The following is a 13,621-nucleotide window of genomic DNA, read 5'->3' on the forward strand; positions in this document are numbered from 1 at the left end:
ATCACTTACGGGAGAGCTCATGCACGTCTTCGTCACCGGCGGCACCGGCCTGATCGGGTCCGCCGTGGTCGCCGAACTACTCGGCAACGGTCACACCGTCCTGGCACTCGCCCGCTCCGAGGCCTCGGCCCAGGCCGTCTCGATTGCCGGCGCCGAGCCGATCCGGGGAAGTCTGGCCGATCTCGACGTCCTGCGGACCGCCGCCACCCAGGCCGACGGCGTGATCCATCTGGCCTTCGCCAACGACTTCAGCAGCCCCGAAGCCCTGGCGAGCGCGGTCGCCGAGGAAAGCGCCGCCCTCGCCGCTCTCGGCGAGGCGCTCGTCGGCACCGACCGCCCTTTCGTGACCTGTTCGGGTACGCCCGCCACACCGGGCCGCGCCTCCACCGAGTTCGACCCGATTCCGACCGACGGGCCGGTCGGCGGTCGCGGTCGCGCGGTCACCGGGGTCCTGGAGCTGGCTTCACGCGGAGTCCGGAGCTCGGCCGTCCGCCTGCCGAGGACGGTCCACAACGACGGTGCGGGCGGGTTCGCCGGTGTGCTGACCGGGATAGCGCGCCAGAGCGGCGTGTCGGGTTACCCGGGTGACGGCAGCCAGCGGTGGCCTGCCGTGCACGCCCTCGATGCCGCAGTCCTCTTCAGACTCGCGCTGGAGAAGGCCGAAGCCGGTACCGCCTGGCACGCCGTGGCCGACGAGGGCGACCAGGTGCGCGACATCGCGGCGGTCATCGGCAGGCGTCTGGGGCTGCCCGCCGAGTCCGTTCCGGTGGAGACTTACGGCCCCATCGGCGTCATCTTCGCGGCCGACCAGCCCTCATCCAGCGCCCACACCCGCGAGGCGCTCGGCTGGACTCCCCGGCACCCGAGTCTCCTGAAGGATCTGGAGAACATCCGGCCATCCGGCTAAGCCGCCTCCAAGACGAAGAACAGGAAGCTCAAGAAGGCGGTCTTGCCCGCGAGCTCCTCCGGAAAGCGTTCCCGCGCGCCCGGCGCCGGAGGCGGCTCGCTGACGACGGCAGTCCGGAAGCCCGCCGCGGTGAAGGCGTCGGTCATCGCGTGCAGCGGCCGGTGCCAGTACGTCAGCACGGCTTTCTGGCCACCGAAGGTGTATTCGTCCGACCACTTCACGGTCTTGAAGTAGTCCGCTTCGGGGTCGATCAGCTTGTAGATGATCGGGTGGTTGACGGCCATGATCAGCCTGCCGCCGGGTTTCAGCACGCGCCGGATCTCGGCCAGCGGCGCCGTCCAATCTTCGAGATAGTGCAGGACGAGGGCGGCGATGACGTCGTCGAAGGCGCCGTCGGGGAAGGGCAGCGGCTTGCTGATGTCGGCGATCCGCAGTTCCGCGTCGTCGCCGAGGCGTTTCCGGGCCAGCTCCAGCATTTTGACGCTGGAGTCGAAGCCGGTCACGATGGCGCCCCGATCGCGCAGTGCCTCGAACAGCGGGCCCGCGCCGCATCCCGCGTCGAGAATCCGCCTGCCGGTCACGTCGCCGGCGAGATCGAGGATGGCGGGCTTTGTGTAGTAGGCGTTGACCAGGCTGGTTTCGTTCTCGGCCGCGTAGGCCTCGGCGAAGGTGTCGTAGTCGTTTTCCACAGGAGTGCTCGACATACAGACCAATATGGCAGTGCTTGTGGTGCCAGCAGCTGTTTTCAGCGACGTTGCGAGAGCCACTTTCGCAACCTTCAAGGTTGTGAAAGTGGCTTTCGCAACGCGCCACCCTCGCGGCGGCTCAAGACTTCAGGGTGCTCTCCAAGAGCGCGAGTAGCCGCTCCCAATGGCGTCGTGATCCGTCGGCGTTGAAGGCGTCGGTGTCGGACATCGTGTAGCCGTGGATGGTGCCGGGATAGATCTCGCAGCTGTACTCGACTCCGGCGGTCTCGAACGCGTGGCTGATCTCGGTGATCGCCTCGGGTGTCATGTCGCCCTCGGCGAGGCCGAGGTGGACTTTCGCGGTGAGGTTCGAGATCTGCCGGTGCGGGCTGTCGGGTTGGTCGGTGACGAGCGCGCCCGGGTGGAAACCGGCGACGGCGGCGACCTGGTCGGGGTGGGCCGTCGCGGTGCGCATCGCGAGGACGGCGCCCAGGCAGTAGCCGATCGTGGCGACCGGTCCGGCGGCGACCTCGGGTTGAGCGGTGAGGAAGTCGAGGTACGCACGGGCGTCGCTCAGCACGCGTTCGGTGGTATGCGCCTCGATGAGCGGCATGATCTGGCCGAACAGCTCGGGGCGATGTTCGGCGGTGATGTGCTCGGGAAGGTCGAACACCGGCGCCGGACGGTGCCGGTAGAAGACATTGGGGACAAGGACGTAGTAGCCGTGATCGGCCAGTTCGCGGGCCATGTCCCACAGGACGGGGCGAGGGCCGAACGCATCCGGGTACAGCAGGACGCCCGGATGCGTTCCGCCCTCGCCGGGGTACGCGGCGAAGGCGTCGGACTGACCGTCGGAGGTGGGGATGTTCAGCGTGGTGGAGGGAATGGCGGTGCTCGCTTTCTCGTCGACGTACCTCGAACGTAGACGATCAAGCCCGGCTCGGGCGCAGCCGATCGGCCAGCCCGGCCGAGGCGAAAGCGGCCTCCAACTCCTCACGGCCTTCGGTGAAGTGGTTCCAGCTGTCGATGTGCACCGGGACGACCGTGCTTGCGCCGAGGATGCGCGTCGCCTCGGCGGCCAAGGCGCTGTCGAGGACGAGTAGGGCGCCGTCGAAGACCGGCTTCAGACGCGGGGCGCCTGCGAAGAGCACGGCGGTGTCGACCGGCCCGAACCGATCCGCGACCTGCCGGACGACGTCGAGCGAGGCGTTGTCGCCACTGACATAGACCGTCGGCAGGCCGTCGCCGGTGAGCACGAAGCCGACGACGTCACCGCTGACCTTGTCCGGTGAAGGTCCGTGGACCGCGGGTGCCGCGGTCACGGTCACGGCTCCCCCGCCCGGCCGGTCCAGTTCGACGGTCTCCCAGTTTTCCAGCCCTTTCGCGGTGCCGCCGAGCCGTCCCGCGCCGCTGGGCGTGGTGAGCGTCAAAGGCACGTCCTCCAGCAGTTTCCGACCGGAGTGATCGAGGTTGTCCGGGTGCTCATCGTGGGAGAGCAGGACGGCGTCGACACGGCCGAGGTCCGCTGGGTTCGCTGATGACGGCGCCGTCTTGGTGAGGCCGGGTCTCCCATTGGGCCTCGGGTAGTCGCCGGGCTCGTCGAAGGTCGGGTCGGTCAGGAACCGCAGGCCGCCATAGTCGATCAGGGCGGTCGGCCCGCCGAAGACCTGGACGGAGAGCTGGTCGCTGATCTGATCCATCATTCACCTCACGGATAGGTATCGTTCTTTCCGTGAGCAACACTATCCAGTTGTCACGGAAGACTGCAACCACTTCCGTGAGAGAGCTCAACGCCTACCATGAGAACGTGGACGACACCGCTGCCCTTCCTCCTGCCCCGGGCGCCGAGCAGTACGTCGCGCTGGCGCTCGCCAACACCACGATCGCGCTGCCCGGCGGCCAGTTCACCGATCTGCTCGGCACTCCGGCCGCCGCGACGGACTGGCTCGCCGAACAGGGCCTCGCCCCGGTCGACGCCGGACTCCAGGAGATGTGTGCCGGACTGGTCCGCTCGTTGCGCGAGCAGGTGCGGGTGCTGCTCGCGTCGCGCTCCTGTTCGGACCCGGCGCCGCAGAGCGCCCTCAACGCCATCAACGAAGCGCTGAGCAAGGCACCTACCGCCGAACTCCTGCGCTGGGACCCGGTCCGCGGGCTTTACCGCACCGCGTCGCATCCGATCACCCAGATCGTCGAGCACGCGCTGGCGACGCTCGCCGCCAACGCCGCGGACCTGGTGACCGGGCCGGACGCAGACCGGATCGCCGCCTGCGGCTCTCCGCCGTGCACCCGGTTCTTCCTCCGCAACGGACGACGCCAGTGGTGCTCCGTGCGCTGCGGCGACCGGGCCCGTGCCGCCCGCGCCTACGCCAGGCGTGCCCAGCCGGCGGGCTCGTCTCAGCGGTAGGACGCGAACCGTTCCAGCAACGGTTTCGGGGAGTCATCGGCGAAGCAGAGGGCGAGGTTTTCGGCGGATTCCGTCGCCGAGGCTTCACTGCGCGGGAACAGGTCCGTCTCGTAGGCCTTGAGTGCGGCTTCGACGTCGGCGGGATGCGCGGCCAGGGCGAGGCCGAGTTCGGCGCCGTCGAGCATCGCGAGGTTGGCCCCCTCGCCGGCGAACGGCGACATCAGATGAGCGGCGTCCCCGATGAGGGTGACACCGGGTACCCGATCCCAGCGGTGGCCGATGGGCAGCGCGTGGATCAGCCGAGGGACCAGTTCGCCGTCGGCGTCGGTGATCAGGGCGCGCAGACCGGCATCCCAGCCGTCGAAGTGGTCCAGTAAGGCGGCCTTCGCGGCAACGGTGTCGCTGAAATCGATGGTGGAGATCCAGTCCTCGGCGATCTTGAGCGCGATGTACACGTGGAGGCTGCCGGTGCTGTCGTGATGCCCCAGCAACCCTTTGTCCCCACCGAGCGCGAAGAACATCCCGTCGCCGGCGAGCTCGGCGCTCGCGGGGTGGCGTTCCTTGGCGTCGTGCAGGTGGACATCGACGAAGGAGATGCCTTCGTAGGCCGGTTCGGCGTCGGAGACCAGGCGGCGGACCTTGGACCACGCGCCGTCGGCACCGATCAGCAGGTCCGTGGTGAAGGACGTGCCGTCGGCAAGGGACACCTCGTGCCTGCCGTCGCCGAGCGGATGTGCGCCGACGGTTTTGGCGCCCCAGCGCACCGTGCCCTCGGGCAGGGAGCCGAGCAGCAGGTCGCGCAGGTCGCCTCGGGCGATTTCGGGACGGCCGCCGTCACCGTCGTCGGTCTCGTCGAGGTGCACGACCGCGTGCCGGTCGATGATGCGCATGGCCTCGCCGCCGGAGTGCACCAGCGCGCGGAATCCGTCGTGGAGACCGGCGGCCCGCAGCGTGACCTGTCCGGAATCCTCGTGGATGTCGAGCATGCCGCCCTGTGTCCGGGCGGACGGCGACGCGTCGAGGTCGAAGACCGCGGCCTCGATGCCGTTGACGTGCAGGACGCGGGCCAGCGTGAGCCCGCCGAGGCCGGCGCCGATGATCGCGATGGGGTGGTGTGTGGTCATGTCGGGTTCCTTTCCGGCGGCAGGCCGGTGTGCGTGATTCCGGTGATCAGCACCTGCAATCCCCACGACATCCGCTGCTCGGGCCGACCGGTGAGCAGGTCGGCGGTATGGGCGGCGATCTGGGGGTGGGTCGTCTCGTCGGCGTCCCGCACGGCGCGGGCCAGCGCGTCCCAGTCGTCTTGCGATTCCTGCTCGGCGTGCTCGGCCGCGGTCGAGGTCGCGTGCTGCAGGAGGATGTCGATCCCCCAGGCGCGCCGCTCGGCGGGCACCTCGCCCTCGGCGAGCAGGGCGAGCAGGTTCTCGACCAGGCCGAGGTAGTTCTCACCACTCGGACGGGCCACCAGTGCGGACAGGGCGAGACCGGGGTACTCCAGCAGCGTCGCGGTGTAGGCCGTGAGCAGCCGTTCCAGTCGGTCACGCCAGGAGCCTTCGGCCGACGGCGGGGTGATGGTGCCCAGGAGTTCGTCGAGGATCGCCGCGTGCAGTTCCGCGGTGTTGCGGACGTAGACGTAGAGCGAGGCAGCGCCGGTGTCGAGTTCCTGCGCCAGCCGGCGCATCGTGAGCTTCCGCAGGCCTTCTTCGCGCAGGATCGCGACCGCGGCGGCGACGATGCCGTCGCGGGTCAGCGCGGGTTTGGCCGGTCGCTCCCGGCGGCTCTTCTCAGGTGCCATGCCTCCACCGTAACGAACATGTTCGTTACGAACAAGTTCGGCGGGGCCGGAAACGACAATGGCAGGGAGATCGACTCTCCCTGCCACTTCCAACGTATAACGCACCTGGGGGCTTGCGGCAAGACCCCGGTCATGCCGCAGAATCCTCCGCCGGACAACAGAGCTCGACAATCGGGGGAATTTTGATCGACGTGATCATCGCCGGCGGCGGACCGACCGGCATGATGCTGGGCGCCGAACTGCGACTGCACGGCGTGCGGGTCGTCGTCCTGGAAAAGGATCTGGAACAGTCCAAGGTCGTCCGTTCGATGGGCCTGCACGCGCGCAGCATCGAGGTGATGGACCAGCGCGGCCTGCTGGAGCGCTTCCTCGAACACGGCAAGAAGTACCCGGTCGGCGGCTCCTTCGCGGGCATCATCAAGCCGGCGCCGGTGCTGGACAGCGCGCACGCCTACATCCTCGGCATTCCGCAGACCGTCACCGACCGCCTGCTGATCGACCACGCCGCCGAGGTCGGCGTCGACATCCGGCGCGGCTGCGAAGTGGTCGGCCTGGCCCAGGACGAAGACGGCGTGGACGTCGAACTGGCCGACGGGACGAAGCTGCGCTCGCGCTACCTCGTCGGCTGCGACGGCGGCCGAAGCGCGGTACGCAAGCTCCTCGGGATCGACTTCCCCGGCGAGCCCGCCACCGCCGAGACGCTGCTGGGCGAGATGGAACTGACCGAGGACTGGGAAACGGTGCTCGCCGTGATGACCGAGGTCCGCAAGACCCAGCTGCGGTTCGGTCTCTCCCCCATCGGCGACGGGGTGTACCGGGTCGGCGTGCCCGCCGAAGGCCTGGCCGAGGATCCGCGGATCCCGCCGAGCTTCGACGAGATCAAACGCCAGCTCGTAGCGGTCGCCGGAAGCGACTTCGGCGTGCATTCACCGCGCTGGCTCTCCCGTTTCGGCGACGCCACACGGCTTGCCGAGCACTATCGGGACGGCCGTGCGTTCCTGGCGGGCGATGCGGCACACATTCACCCACCGGTCGGCGGGCAGGGGCTCAACCTGGGCGTCCAGGACGCCTTCAATCTGGGCTGGAAACTGGCCGCCGCGGTCAACGGCTGGGCACCGGACGACCTGCTGGATACCTATTACACCGAACGGCATCCGGTGGCCGCCGCGGTCCTGGACAACACCCGCGCGCAGATGCAGCTGATGTCGCTCGACCCGGGTTCGCAAGCGGTCCGGCGGCTGCTGGCGGAACTGATGGACTTCGAGGACGTCAGCCGCTTCCTGACCGAGAAGATCACCGCGACCGCGATCCGCTACGACTTCGGCGAGGGACACGAACTGCTCGGCCGCCGGATGCGCGACCTGGAGCTCAAGCAGGGGCACCTCTACGGGCTGATGCGCGGCGGCCGCGGCCTGCTGCTCGACCAGACCGGTGCGCTCTCGGTGCGGGGCTGGGCGGACCGGGTCGACCACGTCGTCGACGTCAGCGAGGAACTCGAGGTGCCGGTGGTGCTGCTGCGCCCGGACGGACACGTGGCGTGGGCGGGCGCGGACCAGGACGAGCTGGTCGGGGCGTTGCGCCGGTGGTTCGGAGAGGGCGAAGTCCTCTAGCGCGCCGGATCCGGCGGTTATTGGCTGGTGGCGTTCCGAATCCGACGCCACGACAGGAGTTGATGACCATGACCGGACGGGTCGTGCACTTCGAGATTCCGTTCGAGGACGGCGAGCGCGCACGCGGCTTCTACCGGGAGGTGTTCGGCTGGAAGGCCGACACGATGCCCGGGATGGACTACACGATGGTCGCTTCGGGGCCGACCGCCGAGACCGGCATGCCCTCGGAGCCGGGATACATCAACGGCGGCATGCTGGCGAAGGAACTCAGCCCGTCGCCGGGTCCGGTGATCGTGCTCGACGTCGAAAGCGTCGACGACACCCTCGCGGTCATCGAGAAGCAGGGCGGTTCGACGCTGGTCGGCCGGACCGCGGTCGGCGACATGGGTTTCTCGGCCTATTTCAAGGACACGGAAGGCAACGTCGTGGGGCTCTGGGAGACCGCGTGAGCCCGGGGGCCCGTGGCCTGCGCGGTCACGGGCCCTGCGGCCCGCGATAGGGCAACGTCTGGTTGTAGACGATGTTGGTGTTCGTGCTCCCGAACAGCGCCAGTTCGTTGACGATCTCCTCCAGGCGTCCCATCGACGGGGCCGCGATCTTCAGCGAATAGCAGTCGTCACCGGTCGTGCGGAGGCATTCGAGGATCTCGGTCCGCTCGGCCAGGAGTTTGTGCAACGGCGCGTGCTTGCTGCCCGGGTACTTCAACCGCACCACCGCGAGTACCACGTACCCGGCCTTCTCCAGATCGACCTCGGCGCGATAGCCGGTGATCACCCCGGCCGACTCCAGCCGCTTGACCCGTTCGGTCGTCGCCGACGCGCTCAGGCTGACCCGCTTTCCCAGTTCGGTGAGCGGGAGGCGCCCGTCCTTCTGGAGCTCCACCAGGATCGCCCAGTCGGTCGCGTCGAGAGTCTCGGCCATCCGGGCAGAATACCGGCAGATCCACGGCGGAAGCCGTCATACGCCGGGAAAGATCCCTTCCCGGGTTTCCGCCTCGCCGATAGCCTTGACCTGTGCGAATAGGTGTCAACGTCCCGAACTTCGGCCCGGGGACCGACCCCGGGGTCCTCCGCGGCTGGGCCACCACGGTCGAAGGCCTCGGCTACGACCTGATCATGGTGTCCGATCACGTCGCCATCACCCCCGACGTCGCCGAGCAGTATCCGGCGCCGTTCTACGAACCGTTCACGACGCTGTCGTGGCTCGCCGGCGTGACGAGCCGGGTCCGGCTGGGCACCACCGTGCTCATCGTCCCGTACCGGCATCCGCTGCTGATCGCCCGGATGGCCGCGAATCTGAACCAGCTCAGCGGTGGACGGCTGGTGCTCGGTGTCGCGTCGGGGTGGGCCCGTCAGGAGTTCGAGGCGCTCGACGTCCCGTTCGGGAAACGGGGACGGCTGACCGACGACCACCTCGACGCCGTCCGGAAGGCCTGGGCCGACGACGCCGACTACCGCGCCGGCGACATCCCGATCTGGGTCGGCGGCAACAGCGATGCCGGGATCCGCCGCGCCGTGCGGGTCGGGGACGCCTGGCATCCGCTGCGGGCCACCCTTCCCTGGCTCACCGAGGCGCTCACCAGGGTCAAGACCATCGCCGACGCGCACGACCGGCCGGTGCCCGCGTTCACGCCGCGGATCCTCCTGAACGTCACCGAGCGCCCGGTCACCACACCTGAACGCGCCGCCGGGGAAGGCACGATCGAGCAGATCGTCGACGACCTCGACCGGCTTCGCCACCTCGGCGCCGAGACGGTCGTACTCGACCCGTTCTCCGGCGACCCCGACGAGACCCTCCGCCCGGAAGCCGCCTGGCAGGCACTGGCGACCGTGGCGGCGCACTGGGAACTGGGCCACTACCGAACCGAACAGGACCGACCATGACCGACGAAGACGAGAAGTTCCTCCGCCGCGCCATCGAGCTGGCCGCGAAGTCCCGCGAGGACGGCGACCCGCCCTTCGGCTCACTGCTCGTCGGCCCCGACGGTGCGGTGCTGGCCGAGGACCACAACACCTCGGTGTCGCAGTCGGACATCAGCCTGCATCCGGAGCTGAAGCTCGCCGTGTGGGCCGCTCGCGAACTCGAGCCCGACGTCGCCGCGGCGACCACCATGTACACCAGCTGCCAGCCGTGCGGGATGTGCCAGGGCGCCATCGAACGCTCCGGCCTGGGTCGCGTCGTGTTCGCCCTTTCCGGCGAACAGGTCACCGCGCTCAAGCCGCCCGCGACCGGGCCGGGCGTCCGGCTCGAAGGTCCCGCGTTGTACGACGAGGCTCGTGTCCCCGTCGAGGGGTACTACACCTAGAGCCGGGACTTCGTCGCCCCGATCACCACACCGTCCACCCGCGCGAGCCAGCTCCCGCACAGGCACCGGACGTACTCCAGTCTCCCCTGCGAGACACGCTGGGACGTTGTCGCGCTTCCAGGCAGTTCGGCCAGTGGCCAGCCGCACCGCGGGCACTTGTTCGCTTCCATACCCCGATCGTGCTGTAATGAGTCAATGCACTTCAACCCTTACGGTGGAGCGGCCGCGCAGATCGCCACCGAGCTGGTCAACCTGGGCGACGCCGCCGACCCGGCCACGCTCACCGCGATCTTCAAAGACCGCATGACCGTCTCCGCCGTACAGGAACACGAAGCGACCGAGATCATCGCCTGGACCAAGCGGCTCCGGCGCGTCTTCGAAGCCGACCCGGACACCCGCGTCGACCTCGTCAACGCCCTGCTCCACGACTCCGCGTCCAAGCCGTACATCTCCACCCACGACGGCAAGGCACCCCACCTGCACTACGTCGACGCACAGGCGGGCACCGCGCCCCGGGTCCGGGCCTACACCGCCGGCGGGCTCGCGCATCTCGTGTGCGACGCCCCGGACCGCTTCGGTGTCTGCTCACGCGAAGGCTGCGACACCGTCTACGTCGACGTCTCCCGCAACGGCCGCCGCCGATTCTGCTCGACCCGCTGCGCGACCAGGGTCCACGTCGCCGACCACCGCACCAGGCAAGCGAGCTAGATCGCGTACCGCCACGCCGTCAGGGCGTGCGCCGAGAACCACGCACCCAGCACCACCCACGCCACCGCGGCCGCCACCGCCGTCACCGTCGGCCGCTTCGACAACCCGATCGCGATCGGCACCAGCACGGGGAATGCAGGAAGGATGAACCGGATCTTCGCGTCCGGCAGACCCCGGGTGCCGATGGCCAGCAACAGCACCCCGGCGCCGTAGAGCGTCAACGGCCACGGGACCCGGATGAACGCCGCCACCAGCACCAACACCACGGCTCCCAGCAGCAGCAACACCGTCAGCGTGCTGAACACCGACTCGTCCCCGGTCAGCCGCGCCAGCACCGAATCCGCGGTCTCCGCGCCGAAGTCGAACTCGGTGTTCCAGCCTCGCAACTCGATGTCCTGCCAGCCGGTCCAACTCCCCGTCCGGTACGCGACGAACCCGAGATAGCCCGCCACTCCCAACGGAGCGATCACCGCACCCGCGAGCGCCCACCAGCGCTTCTCGTCACGCCGGAACACCGTGATCAACGCCGCCACGACGACCACCGCGACCAGCACCACCGCCGTCGACCTCGACAACCCGGCCGCGAAGGCGCACAAACCGGCCAGCAGCCAGCGTCGTTCCAGCACACCCACCAGCGCCCACACGGCGAACGCGCAGAACACCGCCTCCGTGTAGGCCATCGAGAACACGATCGCCATCGGCGCCCCGGCCCACAACGCCACCAGCAGCAGCCCAGTCCGGTCGCCCCGATCCGGCGACACCGCCCGCCCGATCCGGATCAGCCCGCACGCCAGCACCAGACCGGCCAGCACCGACACCGTCAACGCCGCCGTCACGACATCGGCCCCGAGCCACATCACCGCAGCGACGAGCTTCGGATACAACGGGAAGAACGCCATCGGCGCGTCCGAATACGGCTGCCGCGCCGCGTCGAGCGTCCCCGGCAGATCCGCGTAGCCGTGCACCGCCAGCCGCAGATACCACTGCCCGTCCCACGCGGTCAGCCGATCGGTCAACGTCGTGCCGCGCCGGGCGGCCAGCAGATCGAGCAACTGGACACTCGCCGTGCGGATCACGAGATACAGCAGGATCGCCCTGGGATAAGGCGACCGGGCCAGTCTGTCGAGGACTCTGTCGAGCACACGCGCCGGACGCCCCTGCCGGGGCGCCTTCTCGGGAGCGGCGGGCTGATCAAGGTCGTCGACTTCTCGGAGCACGATCAGAGTGTCCACAATGTGAGGTCAGCTCGCCGTTCGATCCCGAAGATTCCCGGCTCCGCGCAGGTGGGGAAGCCCACAAGCCGGGCTTGTGACCCCACCTCGATCTTGTGTTTCCCAGGCCCCGCCCCCGGCTCCTACGTTCGAAGTCATGAGCGAACAGAACCTGAACGGAACAGTGGCGATCATCGCCGGCGGGGCGAAGAACCTCGGCGGACTCCTGTCCACCACGCTCGGCGAAGCGGGCGCCAAGGTCGTCGTCCACTACCACGGCGACGCCTCCGCGGCCGACGCCGAGAAGACCGTCGAGGCCATCCGCGGCGCCGGCTCCGAAGCCGTCGCCGTCCAAGGCGACCTGACCAAGGTCGCCGACGTGCGCCACCTCTTCGACACCGCCGTCGACACCTTCGGCGGCGCCGACATCGCGGTCAACACCACCGGCATGGTCCTGCGCAAGCCGATCCTCGAAACCACCGAAGAGGACTACGACCGCATGTTCGCGGTCAACGCGAAAGCCGCCTACTTCTTCATCCAGGAAGCCGGACGGCGCCTCGCCGACAACGGCAAGATCATCAGCCTCGGCACCTCGCTGCTGGCTGCCTTCACCGACGGCTATTCCACCTACGCCGGCGGCAAGGCCCCGCTGGAGCACTTCACCAGGGCGGCCGCCAAGGAGTTCGCCGACCGCGGCATCTCGGTCAACGTCGTCGCACCCGGCCCGATGGACACCCCGTTCTTCTACCCGCAGGAGACGCCTGAGCGGGTCGAATTCCACAAGTCCCAGGCGAAGGGCGGACGGCTGACGAAGATCGAGGACATCGTGCCGATCATCCGCTTCCTGGCCACCGACGGCGGCTGGTTCACCGGCCAGACGATGTTCCCGAACGGCGGCTACACCACGCGCTGACCCTTACCCTGACCAAGACGCCGTAGCCGAAACACGAAGGGGAACCCCGGGGTGGGCCTGGACCTGTACAAGCTGAACCACCTCATCGCCGTCGCCGAAGAAGGCAGTTTCACCCGCGCGGCGACCCGGCTGCACCTGAGCCAGCAGGCGCTGTCGACCTCGGTGCGCACGCTCGAGCGGGAAGTCGGCGTCCCCCTGCTCGAGCGGAGCGCCACCGGGGTCACCGTGCTCCCCGCGGGGCAGGCGCTGATCGCCGACGCGCACCTCCTGCACGGTATCGCCGACTCCGCCGTCCAACGCGCCCGGCGCATCGGCCGGAGCGAACCGGAACGGCTCCGCGTCGGCCACACCCCGGCTGTCACCGGCGACGAGGTCACGGCTCTGCTGCGCAAGCACCAGACCGACCCCGGGCTCATCATCGACGTCAACCAGCGCTACCCCGACGAGCTCATCGCGCAGCTGCTCGGCGGGCAACTGGACCTCGGCCTCGGCCGCGCGCTGACCCTCGCGCACGGACTGGTCGGGACCACCCTGATCCGGCAGCGGCTCAACGTCGCCGTCGCCGCCGGTCACCGGCTGGCCGATCGCGAGAACCTCGGGCTGAGCGACCTCGACGGCGAAGAGATCACCGTCTGGGGCCACCCCGGCCGCTCCGGCTACACGGATCTGCTGGTCAACCTCTGCCGCGACGCGGGATTCGAACCACGCGTGCGCCGCAATCCGATCCAGGGGACGCCGCCGGTCACCGCCGTCCTCGACACCGATGGCGTCGCCTTCGTGACCGCGCCACCCGGCCCGGCCGCGGGCGGCGCCGTCCTCGTCCGGGAACTGAACCCGGCCGTCCATGTTCCGCTGCAGGCCCTTTGGCCGCAGCACAGCACTTCCGACGCCCGTCAGGCGTTTCTGGCTTCCGCGCAGGGGTTCTAGTGTCCTGAGTGGAAGAAGGGGACTTTCACCGCATGCGATGTGGGTTAAGCGTCCTTCATCGCGTGAGTTGAGGGGCCCGGCCATGAGTGTCCATAAGGGACACAATTCAGTGGCCGGACGTCCGGTTGATACCTGTATGTTCGGTTTTTCGATGG

The 13,621-nt window shown here is 69.0% G+C and carries 17 protein-coding genes; 9 read left to right on the plus strand and 8 right to left on the minus strand.

Annotation, left to right across the window (positions count from 1 at the left end):
• Positions 1-19: 19 nt before the first annotated feature.
• Positions 20-907: an SDR family oxidoreductase gene (locus tag DMC61_RS30420; RefSeq protein ID WP_125693440.1), complete on the plus strand. Its 888-nt coding sequence runs from the start codon at positions 20-22 to the stop codon at positions 905-907.
• Here the strand turns inward: DMC61_RS30420 and DMC61_RS30425 are convergent.
• The 3 genes from DMC61_RS30425 to DMC61_RS30435 form a co-directional block, all read right to left on the minus strand.
• Positions 904-1,611: a class I SAM-dependent methyltransferase gene (locus tag DMC61_RS30425; RefSeq protein WP_125693442.1), complete on the minus strand. Its 708-nt coding sequence runs from the start codon at positions 1,609-1,611 to the stop codon at positions 904-906. The two genes, DMC61_RS30420 and DMC61_RS30425, sit on opposite strands and share 4 nt — an antisense overlap.
• A 121-nt stretch (positions 1,612-1,732) precedes the next feature.
• Positions 1,733-2,479: a dienelactone hydrolase family protein gene (locus DMC61_RS30430; RefSeq protein ID WP_125693730.1), complete on the minus strand. Its 747-nt coding sequence runs from the start codon at positions 2,477-2,479 to the stop codon at positions 1,733-1,735.
• A 43-nt stretch (positions 2,480-2,522) separates the two neighbouring features.
• The gene (locus DMC61_RS30435) at positions 2,523-3,293 is read right to left on the minus strand and encodes an MBL fold metallo-hydrolase (RefSeq protein ID WP_125693444.1); all 771 of its coding nucleotides are present in this window, start codon (positions 3,291-3,293) and stop codon (positions 2,523-2,525) included.
• A gap of 107 nt (positions 3,294-3,400) precedes the next feature.
• On the opposite strand from DMC61_RS30435, the gene DMC61_RS30440 reads away from it, so the two are divergent.
• The gene (locus DMC61_RS30440; protein ID WP_233595015.1) at positions 3,401-3,997 is read left to right on the plus strand and encodes an ABATE domain-containing protein; all 597 of its coding nucleotides are present in this window, start codon (positions 3,401-3,403) and stop codon (positions 3,995-3,997) included.
• Here the strand turns inward: DMC61_RS30440 and DMC61_RS30445 are convergent.
• A complete protein-coding gene (locus DMC61_RS30445) occupies positions 3,988-5,121 on the minus strand; it encodes an NAD(P)/FAD-dependent oxidoreductase (protein WP_125693446.1) in 1,134 nt (377 codons plus the stop codon). The two genes, DMC61_RS30440 and DMC61_RS30445, sit on opposite strands and share 10 nt — an antisense overlap.
• A complete protein-coding gene (locus DMC61_RS30450) occupies positions 5,118-5,792 on the minus strand; it encodes a TetR/AcrR family transcriptional regulator (protein WP_125693448.1) in 675 nt (224 codons plus the stop codon). The genes DMC61_RS30445 and DMC61_RS30450 overlap by 4 nt, the downstream gene beginning before the upstream one ends.
• A gap of 182 nt (positions 5,793-5,974) precedes the next feature.
• Between DMC61_RS30450 and rox the strand changes: the two genes are divergently transcribed.
• Together rox and DMC61_RS30460 are read left to right on the plus strand one after the other, a co-directional pair.
• Positions 5,975-7,402, plus strand: coding sequence for a rifampin monooxygenase (gene rox, locus DMC61_RS30455; RefSeq protein WP_125693450.1), 1,428 nt, complete (start codon positions 5,975-5,977; stop codon positions 7,400-7,402).
• Positions 7,403-7,470: 68 nt separating this feature from the next.
• The gene (locus tag DMC61_RS30460; protein WP_125693452.1) at positions 7,471-7,851 is read left to right on the plus strand and encodes a VOC family protein; all 381 of its coding nucleotides are present in this window, start codon (positions 7,471-7,473) and stop codon (positions 7,849-7,851) included.
• Positions 7,852-7,876: 25 nt separating this feature from the next.
• On the opposite strand, the gene DMC61_RS30465 is transcribed toward DMC61_RS30460, so the two are convergent.
• On the minus strand, positions 7,877-8,323 hold the full coding sequence (locus tag DMC61_RS30465) for an Lrp/AsnC family transcriptional regulator (protein WP_007034427.1): 447 nt from the start codon (positions 8,321-8,323) through the stop codon (positions 7,877-7,879).
• Between the two features lie 92 nt (positions 8,324-8,415).
• Between DMC61_RS30465 and DMC61_RS30470 the strand changes: the two genes are divergently transcribed.
• Positions 8,416-9,285, plus strand: coding sequence for an LLM class flavin-dependent oxidoreductase (locus tag DMC61_RS30470; RefSeq protein WP_125693454.1), 870 nt, complete (start codon positions 8,416-8,418; stop codon positions 9,283-9,285).
• A complete protein-coding gene (locus DMC61_RS30475) occupies positions 9,282-9,707 on the plus strand; it encodes a nucleoside deaminase (RefSeq protein ID WP_125693456.1) in 426 nt (141 codons plus the stop codon). The genes DMC61_RS30470 and DMC61_RS30475 overlap by 4 nt, the downstream gene beginning before the upstream one ends.
• Here DMC61_RS30475 and DMC61_RS41500 read toward each other — a convergent pair.
• A complete protein-coding gene (locus tag DMC61_RS41500; RefSeq protein ID WP_199750143.1) occupies positions 9,704-9,877 on the minus strand; it encodes a hypothetical protein in 174 nt (57 codons plus the stop codon). The genes DMC61_RS30475 and DMC61_RS41500 overlap by 4 nt on opposite strands.
• A 25-nt stretch (positions 9,878-9,902) precedes the next feature.
• Between DMC61_RS41500 and DMC61_RS30480 the strand changes: the two genes are divergently transcribed.
• Positions 9,903-10,415, plus strand: a complete 513-nt coding sequence (locus tag DMC61_RS30480; protein WP_125693458.1) for a CGNR zinc finger domain-containing protein — start codon at positions 9,903-9,905, stop codon at positions 10,413-10,415.
• Here the strand turns inward: DMC61_RS30480 and DMC61_RS30485 are convergent.
• Complete coding sequence (locus tag DMC61_RS30485) at positions 10,412-11,632, minus strand: hypothetical protein (RefSeq protein ID WP_233595016.1); 1,221 nt, start codon at positions 11,630-11,632, stop codon at positions 10,412-10,414. The two genes, DMC61_RS30480 and DMC61_RS30485, sit on opposite strands and share 4 nt — an antisense overlap.
• Before the next feature lie 151 nt (positions 11,633-11,783).
• Between DMC61_RS30485 and DMC61_RS30490 the strand changes: the two genes are divergently transcribed.
• Entirely contained in the window at positions 11,784-12,539 is a 756-nt protein-coding gene (locus DMC61_RS30490) for an SDR family oxidoreductase (protein WP_125693462.1), read from the plus strand.
• A gap of 51 nt (positions 12,540-12,590) precedes the next feature.
• A complete protein-coding gene (locus tag DMC61_RS30495) occupies positions 12,591-13,466 on the plus strand; it encodes a LysR substrate-binding domain-containing protein (RefSeq protein WP_063275640.1) in 876 nt (291 codons plus the stop codon).
• The last annotated feature ends 155 nt before the right edge of the window (positions 13,467-13,621 follow it).

Origin of the sequence: Amycolatopsis sp. WAC 04169 (genome assembly GCF_003947535.1) — a bacterium.
GTDB lineage: Bacteria > Actinomycetota > Actinomycetes > Mycobacteriales > Pseudonocardiaceae > Amycolatopsis > Amycolatopsis keratiniphila.